We start from the raw sequence: 16,796 nt of genomic DNA on the forward strand, positions 1-16,796 counted from the left end.
TCCTTTTGCTGCGCCTCCCTCCGAAACGGAAATGAATTCGGGGGAATTCACCATGGCGCGATTCAACAAGAAGACGGCACGAGCCCGACCCGCTTCCCGGGTCACCTCGACGGGACGCGTTCTGCGGACCTACGAGGGCGGCCGGGGTCATGAGAGGGACGCGCGCTCCGAGCTCTTTCTGCTCGCGGTCTCCAACTTCGTCTCCCAGCAGACCTTTTACGAGTGCGGCGCCGACCGCGACGACCGGTTCGCGCGTCTCGTGCGCGAGCTCGCCGTCACCGACTCCACCTGGACGGCCGGCCTGCTCGGCTGGCTGCGCGGCGAGGGCAACCTCCGTACCGCCTCCCTCGTGGGCGCCGCCGAGTACGTCAAGGCGCGTCTCGACGCGGGCGTCACCGAGGGCCCCTCGAACCGGCAGGTCGTGGCCTCGGTGCTCCAGCGGCCCGACGAGCCCGGCGAGTTCCTCGGGTACTGGACCTCGCGCTACGGCCGTAGCGTCCCGAAGCCCGTCAAGCGGGGCATCGCCGACGCCGTACGACGCCTCTACAGCGGCAAGTCGCTGCTGAAGTACGACACCGCGTCCAAGGGCTACCGGTTCGGCGACATCCTCAACCTCGTGCACGCGGCCCCGGACCCGGACAAGCCGTGGCAGGGCGAGCTGTTCCAGTACGCCCTCGACCGCCGGCACAACCCGGACACCGCCGTACCGCCCGGGTCGAGCCGGCTTCTGACCGCGCACCGCGAGCTGATGGCGCTGCCGGTCGAGGCGCGGCGGGCCGTGGTCACGTCCGAGGGCGGGGCCGAGCGGCTGGCCGCGGCCGGAATGACGTGGGAGGCGCTGGCGGGCTGGCTCCAGGGCCCGATGGACAAGGTGGCCTGGGAGGCCGTGATCCCGTCCATGGGGGCGATGGCGCTGGTCAGGAACCTCCGGAACTTCGACGAGGCCGGTGTGTCGGACGAGGTCGCCGCACAGGTCGCGGCGAAGATCAGCGACCCGGCGGAGGTCGCACGGTCGCGGCAGTTCCCGTTCCGGTACCTCGCCGCGTACCAGCACGCGCCCTCGCTGCGCTGGTCCCACCCGCTGGAGCGGGCGCTCGGCCACTCGCTGGCCAATGTGCCCGCGCTGCCCGGCCGGACCCTGGTCCTGGTCGACCGCTCGGGCTCGATGTGGGCGCGGCTGTCCGACCGCTCGCAGCTCAACCGGGCGGACGCGGCCGCGATCTTCGGCACGGCGCTCGCGCTGCGCGCGGAGGACGCGGACCTGGTCGAGTTCGGCACCACGAACCGGCGGCTGGCGATCGGGCGGGGCGAGTCGGTGCTGAAGATCCTCGGCCGCTTCGGCGACCTGGGCGGCACCGACACCACCTCGGCGATCCGCGCGCACTACCGGGGCCAGGACCGGGTGCTGATCGTCACCGACGAGCAGTACACGTACCACCGCCACGGCGGCCCGACCGAGCAGGTCCCCGCCGACGTGCCGGTCTACACCTGGAACCTCGCCGGCTACCGGGCGGGCCACGGCCCCTCCGGCACCGGCAACCGGCACACCTTCGGAGGTCTCTCGGACGCGGCCTTCCGGATGGTTCCGCTGCTCGAGGCGGCCCAGGACGCCGACTGGCCCTGGGCGGCCTGAGCCCTGAGCGTGGCCCGCACTTCACGGGGGTGCGGGCCACACCCGTGCCCTTGCCCGGGCCAGGTACTGACATCTAACATTTCAGTTCATGAAGGCCATACGACCGCTCGCCCGCACCCTGCTGCGGGACCGGGCCTACGCATCCATCCGGGACGCCATCGTGGCCGGCGAGATCGAGCCCGGTGCGGTGGTGCGGGACGGTGAGCTCGCCGAGCGGCTCGGGCTGTCGCGGGCGCCGGTGCGGGAGGCCTTCGCACGGCTGGTCGACGAGGGGCTGCTGGAGAGCAAGCCGCAGAGCTACACCCGGGTGACCCAGGTCGACGCCGCCGAGGTGCGTGACGCCGCCGCCGTGGTCGGCGCCATGCACGAACTGGTCACCCGGGTCGCCGTGCCGCGTCTGTTCGCCGCCGACCTGGAGACCATGCGCGCGGCCAACGAACGGTTCGCGGCCGCCGTCGCCGCCGGTGACGTGGACGAGGCCCTGCACGCCGACGACGACCTGCACGACGTCCTCGTCCGTGTCAGCGGCAACCGCGCGGCCGCCGCCACCGCCGCCCGCTACACCCCCCTCATCCGCCGCCTGGAGCGCCGCCGCTTCGGCGAGGGCGGCAACTGCCGCTCGGCGGGCCTGCACGACCGGCTGATCGAGGCCTGCGCGGCGGGAAACGTCGACGAGGCCGTCGACGTCACGGCGGAGATCTGGCGAGGGCTGGCCGAGCTCGCCGACAGCGACTGACCCGGGAGGACCCCATGGCACGCAAGTCCCTTGCCTCGTACGACCGTTACCCGCTGCTCTTCGGACCGTCCCCGGTGCACCCGCTGGAGCGCCTCACCGCGCACCTCGGCGGCGCCGCGCTGTGGGCCAAGCGGGAGGACTGCAACTCCGGGATCGCGTACGGCGGCAACAAGACCCGCAAGCTGGAGTACCTGGTCGCCGACGCCCTCGCCCAGGGCTGCGACACCCTCGTCTCGATCGGCGGCGTCCAGTCCAACCACACCCGTCAGGTGGCCGCCGTCGCCGCCCGGGCGGGGCTCAAGTGCGTGCTTGTGCAGGAGAGTTGGGTGGACTGGCCGGACGCCGTCTACGACAAGGTCGGCAACATCCTGATCAGCCGGCTCGCCGGGGCCGACGTACGGCTGGTGAAGGCCGGGTTCGGGATCGGGTTCAAGGAGAGCTGGGAGCAGGCGCTCAGGGATGTCGAGGAGTCGGGCGGGAAGCCGTACGCCATCCCGGCCGGTGCCTCCGACCACCCGCTCGGCGGACTCGGCTTCGCCGGGTGGGCGTACGAAGTGGCCGACCAGGAGCGGGAGCTGGGCGTCTTCTTCGACACGGTGGTGGTCTGCTCGGTGACCGGCTCCACCCAGGCGGGCATGGTCGCGGGGTTCCGCGCGCTGGAGGAGGCCGGCGGCCGCCCCCGCCGGGTCCTCGGCATCGACGCCTCCGCGAAGCCGGTGGCCACCCGGGAGCAGATCGCGCGGATCGCCCACCACACGGGCCAACTCATCGGTGTGGAGAAGGAGTTGACGCAGGCGGACGTCGAACTCGACGAGCGGTACCACGCCGGCGTCTACGGCATCCCCGACGACACCACCCTCGACGCGATGCGCCTCGCCGCCCGCACCGAGGGAATGGTCACCGACCCGGTCTACGAGGGCAAGTCGATGGCCGGGATGATCGACCTGGTGGAACGCGGGGAGATCGCCGCCGACTCCACGGTTCTCTACGCCCACCTCGGCGGCCAGCCGGCGCTGAACGGGTACAGCGCGCTGTTCTGAGCGTTTCGGCCGGGAGCCGGGAGGAAAATCAGGCGGCGTCCCGAGACCCGGCGCCCTACCGTGCAGGCATGTCACCTTCACTTGAGCGTCCCCCCTTGCAGGCCGACGAACGCACCGCGCTCGTCGGCTGGCTGGATCTGCAACGGCAGATCCTGAGATGGAAGTGCGAGGGCCTGAGCGAGACCGACGCGCACCGCTCCGTCGTCCCCACCTCGCCGGCGATGACGATGGCCGGGCTCATCAGCCATATGCGGTGGGTCGAGCACACCTGGCTGGAGGTGCTGTTCCTGGGTGGCGACAAGACGCCGAACCCCTCCTTCTCCGAGACCGACGAGGACGCGGACTGGCGTACCGACGGCAGCTCGCTGAAGCAGCTGCTCGCGGACTACGAGGCCCAGTGCGCCCGGAGCAACGAGATCGTGGCCGGGGCATCCCTGGACGACGTCGGCCGCCATCCCGACTACCGCTCCGCCAAGGCCGACCTCCGCTGGATGCTCATCCATCTCGTCGAGGAGACCGGACGGCACGCGGGGCACGCGGACATCGTGAGAGAGCTGCTCGACGGGGAGAAGGGCTACTTCTAGGTCGCAGCGCCGGGTGCCTTCCCGGGATGGCTGGATACAGTGCACCGCATGTGGACCGACGAACAGCAGGGGAATCCGGGCGCCCACGTGTCGGAGGGACCTCGTCGCCGGGCCACGATCCACGACGTGGCGAAGCTGGCGGGGGTGTCCCGGCAGACGGTCTCGCGGGCGGTCAACGACAAGGGGGAGATCGATCCGGACACCAAGGCGCGGGTCCTTGAGGCCGCGCGGATGCTGGACTACCGGCCGAGCCGGTTCGCGCGCGGTCTGGTCCGCAAGGGGACGGTCACCGCGGGGCTGGTCATCCCGGACCTGATGAACCCGTACTTCCCCGAGGTCGCCGCGGGTGTCCTGGAGGCCGCCGAGCAGCGCGGCTGGCAGGTGGTGGTGTGGGACACCCGCACCGACGGTGCCAAGGAGCGGGAGGCGCTCGATGTGCTCTCCCACCAGGCGGACGCGGTGGTGGGCTACTTCCAGAACGACGACGAGGTCCTCGCCCGCCACCTCGGCGGTATGCCCCTCGTGCTGCTGGAACGCGGTCCGCAGCAGACCCGGTTCGCCGCCGTGGGCATCGACGCCGCCGCCGGTCTTGAGCAGGGCATCGCCCACCTGGTCCGGGCGGGGCACCGGAGGATCGGCATGCTGGACGGCGACCGGTTCACCCCCGGGCCGCGCCGGGAGGCCTTCCTGGCCGAGGTCCGGCGCCACGGTCTGCCGGTCGACGAGGGCTGGATCGCGATGTCCGCCGAGCACAGCGTGGCCGGCGGTGAGGCGGCCATGGAGCAACTCCTCGACGAACGACCCCAGTTGACGGCGGTGTTCGGCTTCAACGACCTGATCGCCGTAGGGGCGGTACGGGCCGCCCGGCGCCGGGGTCGGCGGGTGCCCGAGGATCTGGCCGTGCTGGGCTTCGACGGGCTCTCCCTGAGCGAGCTCGTGGAGCCCGCCCTCACCACCCTCCACCTCGACAAGCGCCGGCTGGGCCGGCTGGCCGTCGAGCAGGTCGCCCGGCTGCGGGCGGGCGAGGAGCCGCTGACCGGCCCGGACGCGTGGGTGGTGCCCGAACTGGTCGTACGCGCCTCGGCCTGAGGCGTCCCCGGCCCGGACGGAGTTCGCCGCCATCCCTCGGCGCCCGGCACGCACTAGCATGCGGAGAGAGCCCCCGGTTCGCGAGGAGTATCTGGATGACGCAGGTCAGGCCCATGCGCGCGGATGCTCGGCGCAACTACGAGCGGCTGCTGAAGGTGGCCGCGGAGGCGTTCGCCGAGCATGGGGAGGGCGCGTCCCTCGACGACATCGCCAAGCGGGCGGGGGTCGGATCGGGGACGCTCTACCGGCACTTCCCGACGCGGCGGGCCCTGCTGGAGGCGGCGTACATGGACCGGGTCGAGGGGTTCGCCCGGCGTGCCGACGCGCTCGCGGCCGAGCTGCCGCCGGGGGAGGCGCTGACGGAGTGGCTGTACGAGCTGTGCGTCGGGACGATCCAGGTGCGGGGGCTGGGCGCGCTGCTGGGGTCCGCGATGACGGACGGGAGGGGTGTCACGCCTACGGTGTGCGGGGCGCATGTGCGGGGGGCGGCGGAGCGGTTGGTGTCGGCGGCGCGGGAGGTAGGGGCGTTGCGGGGGGATGTGGAGCCGGTGGAGTTGCTTCGGCTGGCTCATGGGGTGGCGGGGGCGGCGGAGTTGGCGGACGGGGGGGGGGTGGCTGTTCGGCGGTATCTGACGCTGCTGACGGAGGGGTTGCGAGGGTAGGGCCTAAGGGGGTGCCTCGCTGGGTTGTCTGGCGGGTGCGGGTGCGTCGTGGCTGGTCGCGCAGTTCCCCGCGCCCCTAGGTGGGTGCAGTCAAGGTATGCCCGACTGTCCCCACTCAGGGGCGCGGGGAACTGCGCGACCAGCCCCCGCCGGGCCGCAGCCGAACCACTACCCGGAGCTGCTCAGAGCGCCTGGGCCGCCGGCTTCACCATCCCCCTCACCGTGCGGGACTTCACGAAGTCGCCCATCGCCGTCATCTCCCACTCGCCGGAGAACTGCTTGATCAGCTTGGCCATCATCACGCCCGTCTGCGCCTCCGCGTTGGTGAGGTCGAAGCGGACCAGTTCCTCTCCGCTCGCCGCGTCGATGAGGCGGCAGTACGCCTTGGCGACCTCGGTGAACTTCTGGCCGGAGAAGGAGTTGACGGTGAAGACGAGGCCGGTGACCTCCTGCGGGAGCCGGCCGAGGTCCACGACGATCACCTCGTCGTCGCCGCCCCCCTCACCCGTGAGGTTGTCGCCGGAGTGCTTGATCGCGCCGCCGACGATGGACAGCTTGCCGAAGTAGCAGCTGTCGATGTGGTTGCGCTGCGGCCCGTAGGCGATGACCGACGCGTCGAGGTCGATGTCCTTGCCCCGGTACGCCGGCTCCCAGCCGAGCCCCATCTTGACCTGCGAGAGGAGCGGCCGGCCGCCCTTGACCAGGGACACGGTCTGGTTCTTCTGGAGGCTGACCCGCCCCTTGTCGAGGTTGATCTTCCCGGACCCCGGAGCGGGAGCGGGCGGGGCCGGAGGCGGCGGGGTCACCGGGGTATGCACGGTCGGCGCGGGCGGCGGAGCCACCGGCTGCGGCGGAGCGACCGGCTGCGGCGGAGCCACCGGTGCCGGGGCCGGCTCCTCCACCGTCACGCCGAAGTCCGTCGCGATGCCCGCCAGCCCGTTGGCGTACCCCTGTCCGACCGCCCGGGCCTTCCAGGCGCCGTTGCGCAGGTAGATCTCCACGACCACCAGCGCGGTCTCGGTGCCGAGCTGCGGCGGCGTGAAGGTGGCCAGGACGGACGCGTCGTCCGCGTTGCGGATCGTGGCCGTCGGCTCGATGCCCTGGAAGCTCTGGCCCGCCGCGTCCGGGCTCGCGGTGACGACGATCTTCTCGATGCCGGGCGGTACGGCCGCCGTGTCGACGGTGATCGCGTCGGGGGAGGTGCCGCCGCCCGAGCGGTAGGTCACGCCCGGCCCGGACGGCTGGTTGTAGAAGATGAAGTCGTCGTCGGAGCGCACCTTGCCGTCGGTGGTGAGCAGCAGGCCCGACACGTCGAGCCGCACGGGAGCGGAGACGTCCACCGTCACACGGGTGACGGGGAGGGGGATGTTCGAGCCCGGGGTCATAGCTGTCATGCCCGGTGAACGAGCGACGGCGCTTTACCGTTCCCTTAATCTCCTACGGCACCCCACCGGCCTACGGCACCACCACGATCTTGCGTCCCACCCCCGCCGCGAACTGCTCCAGGGCCTGCGGATACCGCTCCAGCGGGATCCGGTCGCTGATGAAGATCTCCGGGTCCAGGACCCCGTTCGCGAACAGCTCCGCCGCCCGCTCGAAGCTGTGCAGGACGGCCATGGAGCCGGTGATGGTGATCTCCTGGTTGTAGATGCGGTACGGGTCGATCGTCACCCGCGTCGCGTAGTCGGCCACGCCGAACTGGAGGAAGGTGCCCGCCTTCGCCACCCTCTCCAGGCCGTCCTGGATGGCCGCCGCGTTGCCCGTCGCGTCGATCACCAGGTCCCAGCCCTGCGGGCGGTCCAGCTCGTCGGGGTTGGCCGCCGAGGCCGAGACACCGAGCTTGCGGGCCGTCTCCAGACGGGTCGGGTTCACGTCCACCACGTCCACGCTCGCCGCGCCGGTCCGCTTGGCCAGTTCCAGCATCATCAGGCCCATCGTCCCCGAGCCGTAGACCAGGACATGGGCGCCGAGGCGGGACTTCAGGACGTCGTAGCCCCGGACCGCGCAGGAGAGCGGCTCCACCAGCGCCGCGTCCTGGGTGCGGACGTGCTCGGGCAGCCGTACGCAGTTCGCCACGGGGGCGACGGCGAACTGCGCCGCGCCTCCCGCCGTGGTCACGCCGATCGCGGCCCAGCGTTCGCAGAGGTTGTTGTGGCCCGTACGGCAGTACCGGCACTCGTGGCAGTACAGGGACGGGTCGACGGCCACCCGGTCGCCGACCGCCAACTCGGTGACCTGGGCGCCGACCCCGACCACCTCGCCCGCGAACTCGTGGCCCGGCACGATCGGCAGCTTCGGGGCGAACTCGCCCTGGAGGATGTGCAGATCGGTCCCGCACAGTCCGCACGCGGCGACCTCGACGACGACCTCGCGCGGGCCCGGCGTCGGGTCCGGGACCTCGGTGACGACGGCCTTGCCCACGGACTCGATGACGGCGGCCTTCATTTCACGGCTCCAAGGGAGAGGCCCTGGACCAGCTTGTCCTGGGCGGCGAACCCCGCGGCGAGCACCGGCAGGGAGATCACGAGCGACGCGGCGCACACCTTCGCCAGGAACAGGCCCTGGCTGGTGATGAAGCCGGTCAGGAAGACGGGGGCGGTCTCGGCGACCACGCCGGTGAGCACCCTCGCGAAGAGCAGTTCGTTCCAGCTGAAGATGAAGCAGATCAGGGCCGTGGCGGCGATCCCGGGCAGGGCGATGGGGGCCACCACGCGCGCGAGGATCGTCGGAAGCCGCGCGCCGTCCACCCGCGCGGCCTCGATCACCGCGACCGGGACCTCGGCGAGGAAGGACTGCATCATCCAGACCGCGATCGGCAGGTTCATCGACGTGTAGAGGATGACCAGCAGCCAGATGTTGTCGAGCATGTCGGTGTTCTTCGCGAACAGGTAGATGGGGAGCAGGCCCGCCACCACCGGCAGCATCTTCGTCGACAGGAAGAAGAACAGGACGTCCGTCCACTTGCGGACCCGGCGGATCGAGAGCGCGTAGGCCGCGGGGAGCGCCAGGAGCAGGACGAACAGGGTCGAGGCCAGGGACGCGACCGTGGAGTTGATGAGCGCCGGCCAGGGGCTGGCGCCGCCGCCCGTGCCGAAGAACTCCCGGTAGCCGTCCAGGGTCAGGGCGGCGCCGAAGGACGGCGGGTTGGTGGCCGCGTCCGCCTCCGAGTGGAAGGACGTCAGGGCCATCCACGCGATCGGGAGGAAGAACAGGATTCCCAGCAGCCAGGCCACAAGGCCCAGCCCGTTACGGCGTATGACGGTCATGCCCGGCCCGCCTCCTCACGGAACAGGGACGACACCACGCGCAGGGCGAAGGTCGCGATGATGATCGATCCGATGACGACCAGGACACCGGCCGCCGAGGCGAGGCCGTTCTCGTGGGCCTGGTAGAAGCTCTGGTAGACGGTGTAGGGGAGGTTGGCGGTCCCGAGGCCGCCGGACGTGATCGTGAAGACCGCGTCGAAGTTCTGGACGATGTAGATCGAGCCGAGCAGGGCGCCCAGCTCCAGGTAGCGGCGCAGGTGCGGGAGCGTCAGATAGCGGAAGATCTGCCAGTCGCTCGCGCCGTCCACCCGCGCGGCCTCCATCTGCTGCTGGTCGCGGCTCTGGAGGCCGGCCAGCAGGATGAGCATCATGAACGGCGTCCACTGCCAGATCAGGGAGGCCTCCACCGCGAGCAGCGGGGTGTTGGAGATCCAGTCCGGCTGTGGGCCGCCCACATAGTGCAACAGCCCATTGAAGAGGCCGTATTCAGGGTTGTAGAGCACATGCTTCCAGAGCAGGGCCGCCGCCACCGGGACCACCAGGAAGGGCGCGATCAGCAGGGTGCGCACCACGCCCCGGCCCTTGAACCGACGGTCGAGGAGCAGCGCCAGGACCAGGCCGAGCACCAGGCTGACCAGCACCACCGTCACCGTCAGCAGGACCGTCGTCCACACCGAGTGGCGCAGGTCCGCGTCGGTGAGGACCTCCTTGTAGTTGTCGACTCCGGTGAAGTGACGGGCCTTGGGATAGAGGGAGTTCCAGTCGAAGAACGAGATCACCACGGTGGCCACGAACGGCAGTTGGGTGACCACGATCATGAAGATCAGGGCGGGGAGCAGCGGGGCCCGGGTGGCCCAGGCGCGCAGCCGGTTCGAGGGCCCCGGCGCGGTGCGTACGGTCAGGGTGGCCGGTGGGGCCGTCGTGGTCGCGGTCATCGTCCCTCGTACTCCTCGGAGATCTTCTCGGCGAGCTGCTGGGACTTCCTCAGGGCCGACTCGACGGACTGGCGTCCGGCGATGGCCGCGCTGATCTCCTGGGAGACCCTGGTGCCGAGATCGGTGAACTCGGGGATGCCGACGAACTGGATGCCGGGCGCGGGACGCGGCTGCACCCCGGGATCGTTCGGCCGCGCCTGCTCGATGGCCTCCTTGGTCATCTCCTGGAAGGAGGCGGCCGACTTGCGGTACTCCGGGTTCGTGTACGTCGAGGCGCGCTTGCCCGCCGGGACGTTGGACCAGCCGATCTCGTCGCCGACCAGCTGCTCGTACTGCTTGCTGGACGCCCAGGAGACGAACTTCCAGGCGTTGTCGGGGTTGCGGGAGGCGTTCTGGATGCCCCAGGCCCAGGTGTAGAGCCAGCCGGAGGACTCGGTCTTCTCGACGGGGGCAGGGGCGTAGCCGAGCTTGCCCTTGACCGGGGAGTCGGACGCCTCCAGCAGTCCCGCGGCGCTGGTGGCGTCGTACCACATGGCGACCTTGCCCTGGGTCATGTTGTTGAGGCACTCGGCGAAGCCGGACTGGGCGGCGCCGGACTCGCCGTGCTCGCGCACCAGGTCGACGTAGAACTTGGTCGCCTTCTCGAAGGCGGGGGAGTCCAGTCGAGCCTTCCAGCTCTTGTCGAACCAGGTGCCGCCGAAGGTGTTCACGACCGTGGTGAGCGGGGCCATGATCTCGCCCCAGCCGGGCAGTCCGCGCAGGCAGATGCCCTTCATGCCGGACTCGGCGCCGTCCACCTCGGCGGCCAGGTCGGCGACCTGGGTCCAGGTGGGACGGGCCGGCATGGTCAGGCCCTCCTTCGCGAAGACGTCCTTTCGGTACATCAGGAAGGACGACTCGCCGTAGAAGGGCTGGCCGTAGAGCTTGCCGTCGTCGCCGGTCAGGGACTGGCGCATCGGCTTGAGCACGTCCTGTTCGTCGTACGACGGGTCCTTGGCGACGTACGAGTTCATCTCGTGCAGCCAGCCGTTGCGGGCGTAGATGGGGATCTCGTAGTTGGACAGGGTCGCCACGTCGTACTGGCCGGCCTGGTTGGCGAAGTCCTGGCTGATCTTGTCGCGGACGTCGTTCTCGGGCAGGACGGTGAAGTTGACCTTGATGCCGGTCTCCTCGGTGAAGCGCGGGGCGAGCTTCTGGAGTTCCGTCATCTGGGAGTTGTTGACCATCAGGACGTTGATGGAGTTGCCTCCCGACCCCGTCCCGCCCGCTCCGACCCAGCAGCCGGAGAGCAGCGGGGCGAGCAGCGTCCCTACGGCGGCCAGGGCGAGCGTGGCTCGCGGTGGCCGTCGTCGGCTCTGGGTTCGCATGGATCGCTCCTGGACATAGACATAGAGGGATATAAGGGGCACCGGTTTCCGTAAGTGGCCCTATGAAGAGGTCAGTTCGAATGTCAGACCCTGATGACCTGCGGGCCCAGCAGGGAGTACCGGTGGGCCTCCGCCGACGGCAGCAGCGTGCTGGTCACGATCGTCTCCAGCGCGCCGATCTCCGCGAACCGGCAGAAGCTGACCGCGCCGAACTTGGTGTGCACGCCCGCGAACACCGTGCGGCGCGCGGCCCGGATCGCCTGCGCCTTGACCTCGCTGACCGCGGGGTCGGGGGTGGTGAGGCCGTGTTCGCGGGAGATGCCGTTGGCGCCGATGAAGGCCAGGTCGAGGACGAAGCCGGCCAGCATCTTCGTCGTCCAGTGGTCGACGGTCGCCAGGGTGCCGGGGCGGACCCGGCCGCCGAGCAGCAGGACGGAGGTGTGCTCGGCCTCCGCGAGGGCGCCCGCGACCGGCAGGGACGCAGTGACCACGGTCAGCGGCCGGTCCCTGGGCAGCGCCTCGGCGATGAGCTGCGGGGTGAAGCCCTCGTCGACGAAGACGGTCTCGGCGTCCCCGAGCAGCTCGGCCGCGGCGGTCGCGATCCTGCGCTTCTCGGGCACGTGGCTGGTGGCGCGGAAGGCGAGGGTGGTCTCGAAACCGGCGCTCTCCACGGGGTAGGCGCCGCCGTGGGTGCGGCGGACCAGGCCGTGGTCCTCCAGGGCGCGGAGATCCCTTCGTACGGTCTCCTTGGCGACGCCGAGCTGGGCGGCGAGGGTGTTGACGTCGACGGCGCCTGTGGTGCGGGCGGTGCGGACGATCTCCCGCTGGCGTTCTTCCGCGGTACTGGTCATTCGGTCACCCGCCTTCCTGTCGTGCGGTGCCCGTTCGGGCCGTCTGGAGGAAGTTGTACAGCGGGTGGGGGGTGGTGACCAGGTCTGTTGCTGGAGGGATCCTGTCCGTGTGTGCCCGTTCGGGCGGGGCCGCGCCTGCTGGGGTGGAGGGTGCGGTTGTGCGGCGACTGCGGGTTCGTTGTGGCTGGTCGCGCAGTTCCCCGCGCCCCTGAGTGCGGCGCTGCCGCGCCTGCACTCAGGCTGCCGTCCGTGCCCGGATGCAGGTGTGGGCCGGCCCGTTCCTTGCCCGCCGGTCGTCAGTGCGGCCAGATCGGCGGGTCCGTCACGAACTGGCCGCCCAGGTAGGCGTGGGCCTCCACGCCCTCCTGGAGTTCGCCCTGTTCCGCGATGAGCTTCTCGGCGTAGGGCTCGGAGTCGTCCTGGGGGTCGTAGCCGAGGGCCCGCGCGGTGGTCAGGTCCCACCACAGGCGGGTGTTGGCGGAGGAGCCGTAGACCACGGTGTGGCCGACGTCCTCGGCGGTCAGGGCGGAGTGGAAGAGGCGTGCGCCGTCGGCGGGGCTCATCCACAGGGAGAGCATGCGCACGCTGGTCGGCTCGGGGAAGCAGGAGCCGATGCGGACGGTGACGGTCTCCAGGCCGTACTTGTCCCAGTAGAACTGCGCGAGGTCCTCGCCGAAGGACTTGGACAGGCCGTAGAAGGTGTCCGGGCGGCGCGGGGTGTCGATCGGGATCAGCGGGTCCTGGCCCTGGGGGCGCGGGGTGTAGCCGACCGCGTGGTTGGAGGAGGCGAAGACGATCCGGGAGACGCCCTCCGCGTGCGCGGCCTCGTACAGGTGGTAGGTGCCCTCGATGTTCGCCTTGAGGATCTTCTCGAACGGGGCTTCCAGGGAGATGCCCGCGAGGTGGATGATCGCGTCGACGCCGCGCACGGCCTCGCGTACGGCGTCCTTGTCGGCGAGGTCCGCCACGATCGCGTCCGGCTCGCCCTCGATCGGGCGCAGATCGAGCAGCCGCAGCTGGTAGCCGTACTGGGGCAGGAGGTCCCGCATCAGGGTTCCGAGGCCGCCGGCGGCGCCGGTGAGCAGGACGGTGCGGGGAGCGGGCATCCTCGGGTCTCCTTGAACGGCCTCATGAGTGCACAGCATTCACATTCGTGGACAAGTTAGGGATTGGGTCTTGGCTTAGTCAAGGGTAGCGGGATGCCTGTTCAGAAATATAAACTCTGATCAGCATTCTGCATGCGATTCTAGGGAGAGCCTGTGACGTCGTCCGCCGACCTCGCCCATCGCCTCGGCATCCCCAGCGGGCCGCTGTTCTTCCCCGTCACCGCCTACGGCCCGGACGGATCCGTCGACCTCGATGTGTATCGCGCGCACATACGCCAGGGCGTGGACGCGGGGGCCGCGGCCGTGTTCGCGTGCTGCGGCACCGGGGAGTTCCACGCGCTCACACCCGAGGAGTTCCAGGACTGCGTCCGGGCGGCCGTGGCGGAGACGGCGGGGCGGGTGCCGGTGGTCGCGGGCGCCGGATACGGCACCGCGCTCGCCGTACGGTACGCGCGGCTGGCCGCCGAGGCCGGCGCCGACGGGCTGCTCGCCATGCCGCCCTATCTGGTGGTCGCCGGGCAGGAGGGACTGCTGCGGCACTACCGCGAGCTGGCCGCCGCGACCGCGCTCCCGGTGATCGTCTACCAGCGCGACAACGCCGTGTTCACTCCCGAGACCGTCGTCGAGCTCGCCCGCACCGAGGGGGTCGTCGGCCTCAAGGACGGCCTCGGCGACCTCGACCTGATGCAGCGGATCGTCAGCGCCGTACGCACCGACGTCCCCGGTGACTTCCTCTACTTCAACGGTCTGCCGACCGCCGAGCAGACCCAGCTCGCCTATCAGGCCATCGGCGTCCCCCTGTACTCCTCGGCCGTCTTCTGCTTCGCTCCCGAGATCGCCCTCGCCTTCCACCGCGCGCTCGTCGACGGCGACCGGGCCACGGCCGACCTCCTGCTCGACGGCTTCTACCGCCCCTTCGTCGAACTGCGCGCGCGTGGCCGCGGGTACGCCGTCTCCCTGGTCAAGGCCGGCGTCCGGCTGCGGGGCCTCGACGTGGGCGAGGTCCGCCCGCCGCTGCACGAGCCCGGCGAGGATCATGTCAAGCAGCTCGCGGAGATCGTCGAGCGCGGGTACGCGCTCCTGGAGGAGGCACAGTGAAGGCGTCGACGTTCGTCTACCCCTGGGACGTCAACGGGGACCCGGAGGCCGCGGCCCGCATCGCCGGGCTCGGCGTGCGCCAGGCGACCCTCGCCGCCGCGTACCACTCCACGCGCGCGCTGACCCCTCGCCACCCCCGCCACCGCATCGTGACCGCCGAGCACGCGGCGGTGCTGTACCCGACGGACTCGCGCTGGGAAGGACGGGAGCTGCGGCCGTACGCGGCCGGTGACTGGGCTCCCGGAGACGCCTTCGGACAGGCCTGTGCCGAGCTCGCCGGGGCCGGTCTGGAGGTGCACACCTGGGTCGTCCTCGCGCACAACTCCCGGATGGGCGCCGACCATCCGAGCACCTCCGTCGTCAACGCCTACGGCGACCGCTACCCGTGGGCCCCGTGCATCGCCCAGCCCGCCACGCGCGCGTACCTCGTCGACCTCGCCGTGGAGGCGGCCGTCCGCCCCGGCGCGGCCGGCACCGAACTGGAGTCCCTCGGCTGGTACGGCCTCCAGCACCTGCACGCCCACGACAAGACCGGCGGGGTCCCGCTCGGCGACGCCGGGACGTACCTCATGGCGCTCTGCTTCTGCGGGACGTGCCGTGAGGGGTACGGCGAACAGGGCGCCGATCCCGACGAGTTGGCGGCGGCCGTGCGTGCCGCTCTGGAGCCGCTGTGGCAGGGGGCGCCGGACGACGGGGGCTGGGCCGGGGTCGAGAAGCTGCTCGGCGCCGAGCCGGCGGCGGCCACGCGCGCGTGGCGTGACGAGACGGCCCGCACGCTCCAGGAGACGGCGGTGCGGGCGGTGCGTGCCGCCGCTCCCGAAGGCTTCCAGATCCTGCTGCACGCCGACCCGGTGACCTATCACGTGGGCGCCAACCCGGGGGTCGACCCCGAGCACATCCTGTCCGTCGCGGACGGTGTGGTCGTGCCCTGCGCGGGCGGGCCGGGCCTGCTCGCGCCGTTCGCCGGGACCCGGAAGGACGCCGTGATCGCCGCCAACTTCCCCGTCGTCGCGGGGATGGGCGGCAGCCCGGGCACCCTGGCGGCGGACGTGGCGCGGGCGCGTGAGCTCGGGGCGACCGAAGTCCGGCTGTATCACGCCGGGTTGGCGTCGGACGGCGACCTGGAGGCGATCCGTTCGGCGCTGGCCGGCCTCTGAAGCAGGGGCACGGCGGTGGCCAGCCACACCACGCCGAGGGCGACGGACAGCGGCCGCTGATCGACCAGTTCGACCAGGGCCGCGCCCGCGGCGAGACCGAGTGCGTTCGGCGCGAACACCAGGGTGTTGGCCGTGGCGACGGTACGTCCCAGGAGCGCGTCCGGCGTCTCCCGCTGCACTGCGGTGAGCGCGGCGATCAGCACACAGGGCAGGCCCACGCCGATCGCCGCGCTGCACGCCAGGGCCAGCGGCACGGAGGGGACCGCGCGCAGCCCGGCGGCCACGGCGGTGAGAGCGATGCCGTACGCGGCGAACCGGCGCCCGCCCAGGCGCCGCAGGGCGGGCCCGGAGCACAGCCCCACGACCACGGATCCGGCGCCTTGGACGGCGTACAGCACACCGGCGTACGCGGGGGAGCGGCCGAGGGAGTCGATCACGGCGTAGAGCAGGGCACCGTTGAGCCCGGCGCAGCACATGGTGGTGCCGCCGACCAGGACCAGGGGCCGGAGTGTGGGGTGGGCCCATATGTGGCGGGCGCCTTCGGTGAAGGGGGTGGGGTGGGAGGGGCCGGGGACGGTCTCGCGTCCGCCACCGGCCTCCCGGGCGCGTAGCCCCGCGTACACCCCCGCCGCCACCACGAACGTCACGGCGTCCAGGAGGGCCACGGCCGGGCCGCCGTGGAGCGCGTACAGGCCCGCGCCCGCCAACGGGGCGACCACCTTCATGCCCTCCGTGATCGCCATCCGCAGGCCGTTGAAGTCGCCCAGCAGGGACGGGGTGACCGTTCCGGCGACCAGGGCCGACTCCGCCGCGTCATGGACCACGCCCACGGCGCCGTAGACGAGGAGGACCGTGAGGATGACCGGGACGCGGCCGGTGAGGAGGGCCGGCAGGAGGGCCGCGAGCAGCAGGTTGGCGCCGATCAGCAGCGGCTTGCGGCGGACGCGGTCGGCGAGGGCGCCGAGCAGCGGGCCCGCGAGGGTCGGTGCCCACATCGCGAGCATGCACAGCGCGGCCAGGCCGTCCGAGCCGGTGAGGTCCTTGACCCAGACCCCGGCGGCCAGCCACAGGGCCGAGGTGCCGAAGCCGGAGACGAGCACTCCGGTGAGATACAGCCGTGCGTCCCGATCCCGGAGCACGGCCCATGTCGTCGTCATAGGGGGAAAGCGTGGATCTAAGGCCCCGGGGACGGGATGAGGCAGGTGCCCTGGATGCGTGAGCGATGAGTTTTCGAAGCGGGGCCGGTCCACCCTTCACGACATCGCGAACCCT

Annotated in this window: 16 protein-coding genes; 8 read left to right on the plus strand and 8 right to left on the minus strand. The window is 71.3% G+C overall.

Annotated features, from left to right (window positions below; translation table 11 throughout):
• The first annotated feature begins 52 nt into the window (after nucleotides 1–52).
• The 6 genes from ACFULQ_RS15475 to ACFULQ_RS15500 all read left to right on the plus strand — a co-directional run bounded on the left by ACFULQ_RS15475 (nucleotide 53) and on the right by ACFULQ_RS15500 (nucleotide 5,744).
• Nucleotides 53–1,633 carry a TROVE domain-containing protein gene (locus ACFULQ_RS15475; protein ID WP_383543415.1) on the plus strand — a complete coding sequence of 527 codons (1,581 nt, stop codon included), beginning with the start codon at nucleotides 53–55 and terminating at the stop codon, nucleotides 1,631–1,633.
• Nucleotides 1,634–1,721: 88 nt separating this feature from the next.
• Nucleotides 1,722–2,369, plus strand: coding sequence for a GntR family transcriptional regulator (locus ACFULQ_RS15480; RefSeq protein ID WP_383543417.1), 648 nt, complete (start codon nucleotides 1,722–1,724; stop codon nucleotides 2,367–2,369).
• Nucleotides 2,370–2,383: 14 nt separating this feature from the next.
• Nucleotides 2,384–3,409 (plus strand): 1-aminocyclopropane-1-carboxylate deaminase, encoded by a 1,026-nt coding sequence (locus ACFULQ_RS15485; protein WP_383543420.1) that lies wholly within the window; start codon nucleotides 2,384–2,386, stop codon nucleotides 3,407–3,409.
• A 68-nt stretch (nucleotides 3,410–3,477) separates the two neighbouring features.
• A complete protein-coding gene (locus ACFULQ_RS15490) occupies nucleotides 3,478–3,993 on the plus strand; it encodes a DinB family protein (RefSeq protein WP_383543423.1) in 516 nt (171 codons plus the stop codon).
• Nucleotides 3,994–4,041: 48 nt separating this feature from the next.
• Nucleotides 4,042–5,082 (plus strand): LacI family DNA-binding transcriptional regulator, encoded by a 1,041-nt coding sequence (locus ACFULQ_RS15495; protein ID WP_383543427.1) that lies wholly within the window; start codon nucleotides 4,042–4,044, stop codon nucleotides 5,080–5,082.
• A gap of 95 nt (nucleotides 5,083–5,177) precedes the next feature.
• The gene (locus ACFULQ_RS15500; protein WP_383543429.1) at nucleotides 5,178–5,744 is read left to right on the plus strand and encodes a TetR/AcrR family transcriptional regulator; all 567 of its coding nucleotides are present in this window, start codon (nucleotides 5,178–5,180) and stop codon (nucleotides 5,742–5,744) included.
• A 182-nt stretch (nucleotides 5,745–5,926) separates the two neighbouring features.
• On the opposite strand, the gene ACFULQ_RS15505 is transcribed toward ACFULQ_RS15500, so the two are convergent.
• The 7 genes from ACFULQ_RS15505 to ACFULQ_RS15535 all read right to left on the minus strand — a co-directional run bounded on the left by ACFULQ_RS15505 (nucleotide 5,927) and on the right by ACFULQ_RS15535 (nucleotide 13,269).
• Nucleotides 5,927–7,129 (minus strand): TerD family protein, encoded by a 1,203-nt coding sequence (locus ACFULQ_RS15505; RefSeq protein WP_383543579.1) that lies wholly within the window; start codon nucleotides 7,127–7,129, stop codon nucleotides 5,927–5,929.
• A gap of 70 nt (nucleotides 7,130–7,199) precedes the next feature.
• A complete protein-coding gene (locus tag ACFULQ_RS15510; RefSeq protein WP_383543432.1) occupies nucleotides 7,200–8,189 on the minus strand; it encodes a zinc-dependent alcohol dehydrogenase family protein in 990 nt (329 codons plus the stop codon).
• Nucleotides 8,186–9,010 carry a carbohydrate ABC transporter permease gene (locus tag ACFULQ_RS15515; RefSeq protein ID WP_383543435.1) on the minus strand — a complete coding sequence of 275 codons (825 nt, stop codon included), beginning with the start codon at nucleotides 9,008–9,010 and terminating at the stop codon, nucleotides 8,186–8,188. Before ACFULQ_RS15515 ends, ACFULQ_RS15510 begins: the two co-directional genes overlap by 4 nt.
• Nucleotides 9,007–9,945 carry a carbohydrate ABC transporter permease gene (locus ACFULQ_RS15520; RefSeq protein WP_383543438.1) on the minus strand — a complete coding sequence of 313 codons (939 nt, stop codon included), beginning with the start codon at nucleotides 9,943–9,945 and terminating at the stop codon, nucleotides 9,007–9,009. The genes ACFULQ_RS15515 and ACFULQ_RS15520 overlap by 4 nt, the downstream gene beginning before the upstream one ends.
• On the minus strand, nucleotides 9,942–11,312 hold the full coding sequence (locus tag ACFULQ_RS15525; protein WP_383543441.1) for an ABC transporter substrate-binding protein: 1,371 nt from the start codon (nucleotides 11,310–11,312) through the stop codon (nucleotides 9,942–9,944). Before ACFULQ_RS15525 ends, ACFULQ_RS15520 begins: the two co-directional genes overlap by 4 nt.
• A gap of 83 nt (nucleotides 11,313–11,395) precedes the next feature.
• A complete protein-coding gene (locus tag ACFULQ_RS15530) occupies nucleotides 11,396–12,163 on the minus strand; it encodes a DeoR/GlpR family DNA-binding transcription regulator (protein ID WP_383543444.1) in 768 nt (255 codons plus the stop codon).
• 296 nt (nucleotides 12,164–12,459) lie between these two features.
• Nucleotides 12,460–13,269 carry an NAD-dependent epimerase/dehydratase family protein gene (locus ACFULQ_RS15535; RefSeq protein WP_383543447.1) on the minus strand — a complete coding sequence of 270 codons (810 nt, stop codon included), beginning with the start codon at nucleotides 13,267–13,269 and terminating at the stop codon, nucleotides 12,460–12,462.
• A gap of 153 nt (nucleotides 13,270–13,422) precedes the next feature.
• Between ACFULQ_RS15535 and ACFULQ_RS15540 the strand changes: the two genes are divergently transcribed.
• Together ACFULQ_RS15540 and ACFULQ_RS15545 are read left to right on the plus strand one after the other, a co-directional pair.
• Nucleotides 13,423–14,367 carry a 5-dehydro-4-deoxyglucarate dehydratase gene (locus tag ACFULQ_RS15540; RefSeq protein ID WP_383543449.1) on the plus strand — a complete coding sequence of 315 codons (945 nt, stop codon included), beginning with the start codon at nucleotides 13,423–13,425 and terminating at the stop codon, nucleotides 14,365–14,367.
• Nucleotides 14,364–15,524: a hypothetical protein gene (locus ACFULQ_RS15545; RefSeq protein WP_383543452.1), complete on the plus strand. Its 1,161-nt coding sequence runs from the start codon at nucleotides 14,364–14,366 to the stop codon at nucleotides 15,522–15,524. Before ACFULQ_RS15540 ends, ACFULQ_RS15545 begins: the two co-directional genes overlap by 4 nt.
• Here ACFULQ_RS15545 and ACFULQ_RS15550 read toward each other — a convergent pair.
• Nucleotides 15,461–16,681, minus strand: coding sequence for an MFS transporter (locus ACFULQ_RS15550; protein WP_383543454.1), 1,221 nt, complete (start codon nucleotides 16,679–16,681; stop codon nucleotides 15,461–15,463). The two genes, ACFULQ_RS15545 and ACFULQ_RS15550, sit on opposite strands and share 64 nt — an antisense overlap.
• Nucleotides 16,682–16,796: the final 115 nt, after the last annotated feature.

The organism is Streptomyces sp. NPDC057253 (assembly GCF_042669125.1).
Lineage (GTDB): Bacteria > Actinomycetota > Actinomycetes > Streptomycetales > Streptomycetaceae > Streptomyces.

Excerpts from the sequence above, each read along its gene's own strand:
- ACFULQ_RS15475 (WP_383543415.1), top strand. The coding sequence starts at position 53 with ATGGCGCGATTCAACAAGAAGACGGCACGAGCCCGACCCGCTTCCCGG.
- ACFULQ_RS15480 (WP_383543417.1), top strand. The coding sequence starts at position 1,722 with ATGAAGGCCATACGACCGCTCGCCCGCACCCTGCTGCGGGACCGGGCC.
- ACFULQ_RS15485 (WP_383543420.1), top strand. The coding sequence starts at position 2,384 with ATGGCACGCAAGTCCCTTGCCTCGTACGACCGTTACCCGCTGCTCTTC.
- ACFULQ_RS15490 (WP_383543423.1), top strand. The coding sequence starts at position 3,478 with ATGTCACCTTCACTTGAGCGTCCCCCCTTGCAGGCCGACGAACGCACC.
- ACFULQ_RS15495 (WP_383543427.1), top strand. The coding sequence starts at position 4,042 with ATGTGGACCGACGAACAGCAGGGGAATCCGGGCGCCCACGTGTCGGAG.
- ACFULQ_RS15500 (WP_383543429.1), top strand. The coding sequence starts at position 5,178 with ATGACGCAGGTCAGGCCCATGCGCGCGGATGCTCGGCGCAACTACGAG.
- ACFULQ_RS15505 (WP_383543579.1), bottom strand. The coding sequence starts at position 7,129 with ATGACCCCGGGCTCGAACATCCCCCTCCCCGTCACCCGTGTGACGGTG.
- ACFULQ_RS15510 (WP_383543432.1), bottom strand. The coding sequence starts at position 8,189 with ATGAAGGCCGCCGTCATCGAGTCCGTGGGCAAGGCCGTCGTCACCGAG.
- ACFULQ_RS15515 (WP_383543435.1), bottom strand. The coding sequence starts at position 9,010 with ATGACCGTCATACGCCGTAACGGGCTGGGCCTTGTGGCCTGGCTGCTG.
- ACFULQ_RS15520 (WP_383543438.1), bottom strand. The coding sequence starts at position 9,945 with ATGACCGCGACCACGACGGCCCCACCGGCCACCCTGACCGTACGCACC.
- ACFULQ_RS15525 (WP_383543441.1), bottom strand. The coding sequence starts at position 11,312 with ATGCGAACCCAGAGCCGACGACGGCCACCGCGAGCCACGCTCGCCCTG.
- ACFULQ_RS15530 (WP_383543444.1), bottom strand. The coding sequence starts at position 12,163 with ATGACCAGTACCGCGGAAGAACGCCAGCGGGAGATCGTCCGCACCGCC.
- ACFULQ_RS15535 (WP_383543447.1), bottom strand. The coding sequence starts at position 13,269 with ATGCCCGCTCCCCGCACCGTCCTGCTCACCGGCGCCGCCGGCGGCCTC.
- ACFULQ_RS15550 (WP_383543454.1), bottom strand. The coding sequence starts at position 16,681 with ATGACGACGACATGGGCCGTGCTCCGGGATCGGGACGCACGGCTGTAT.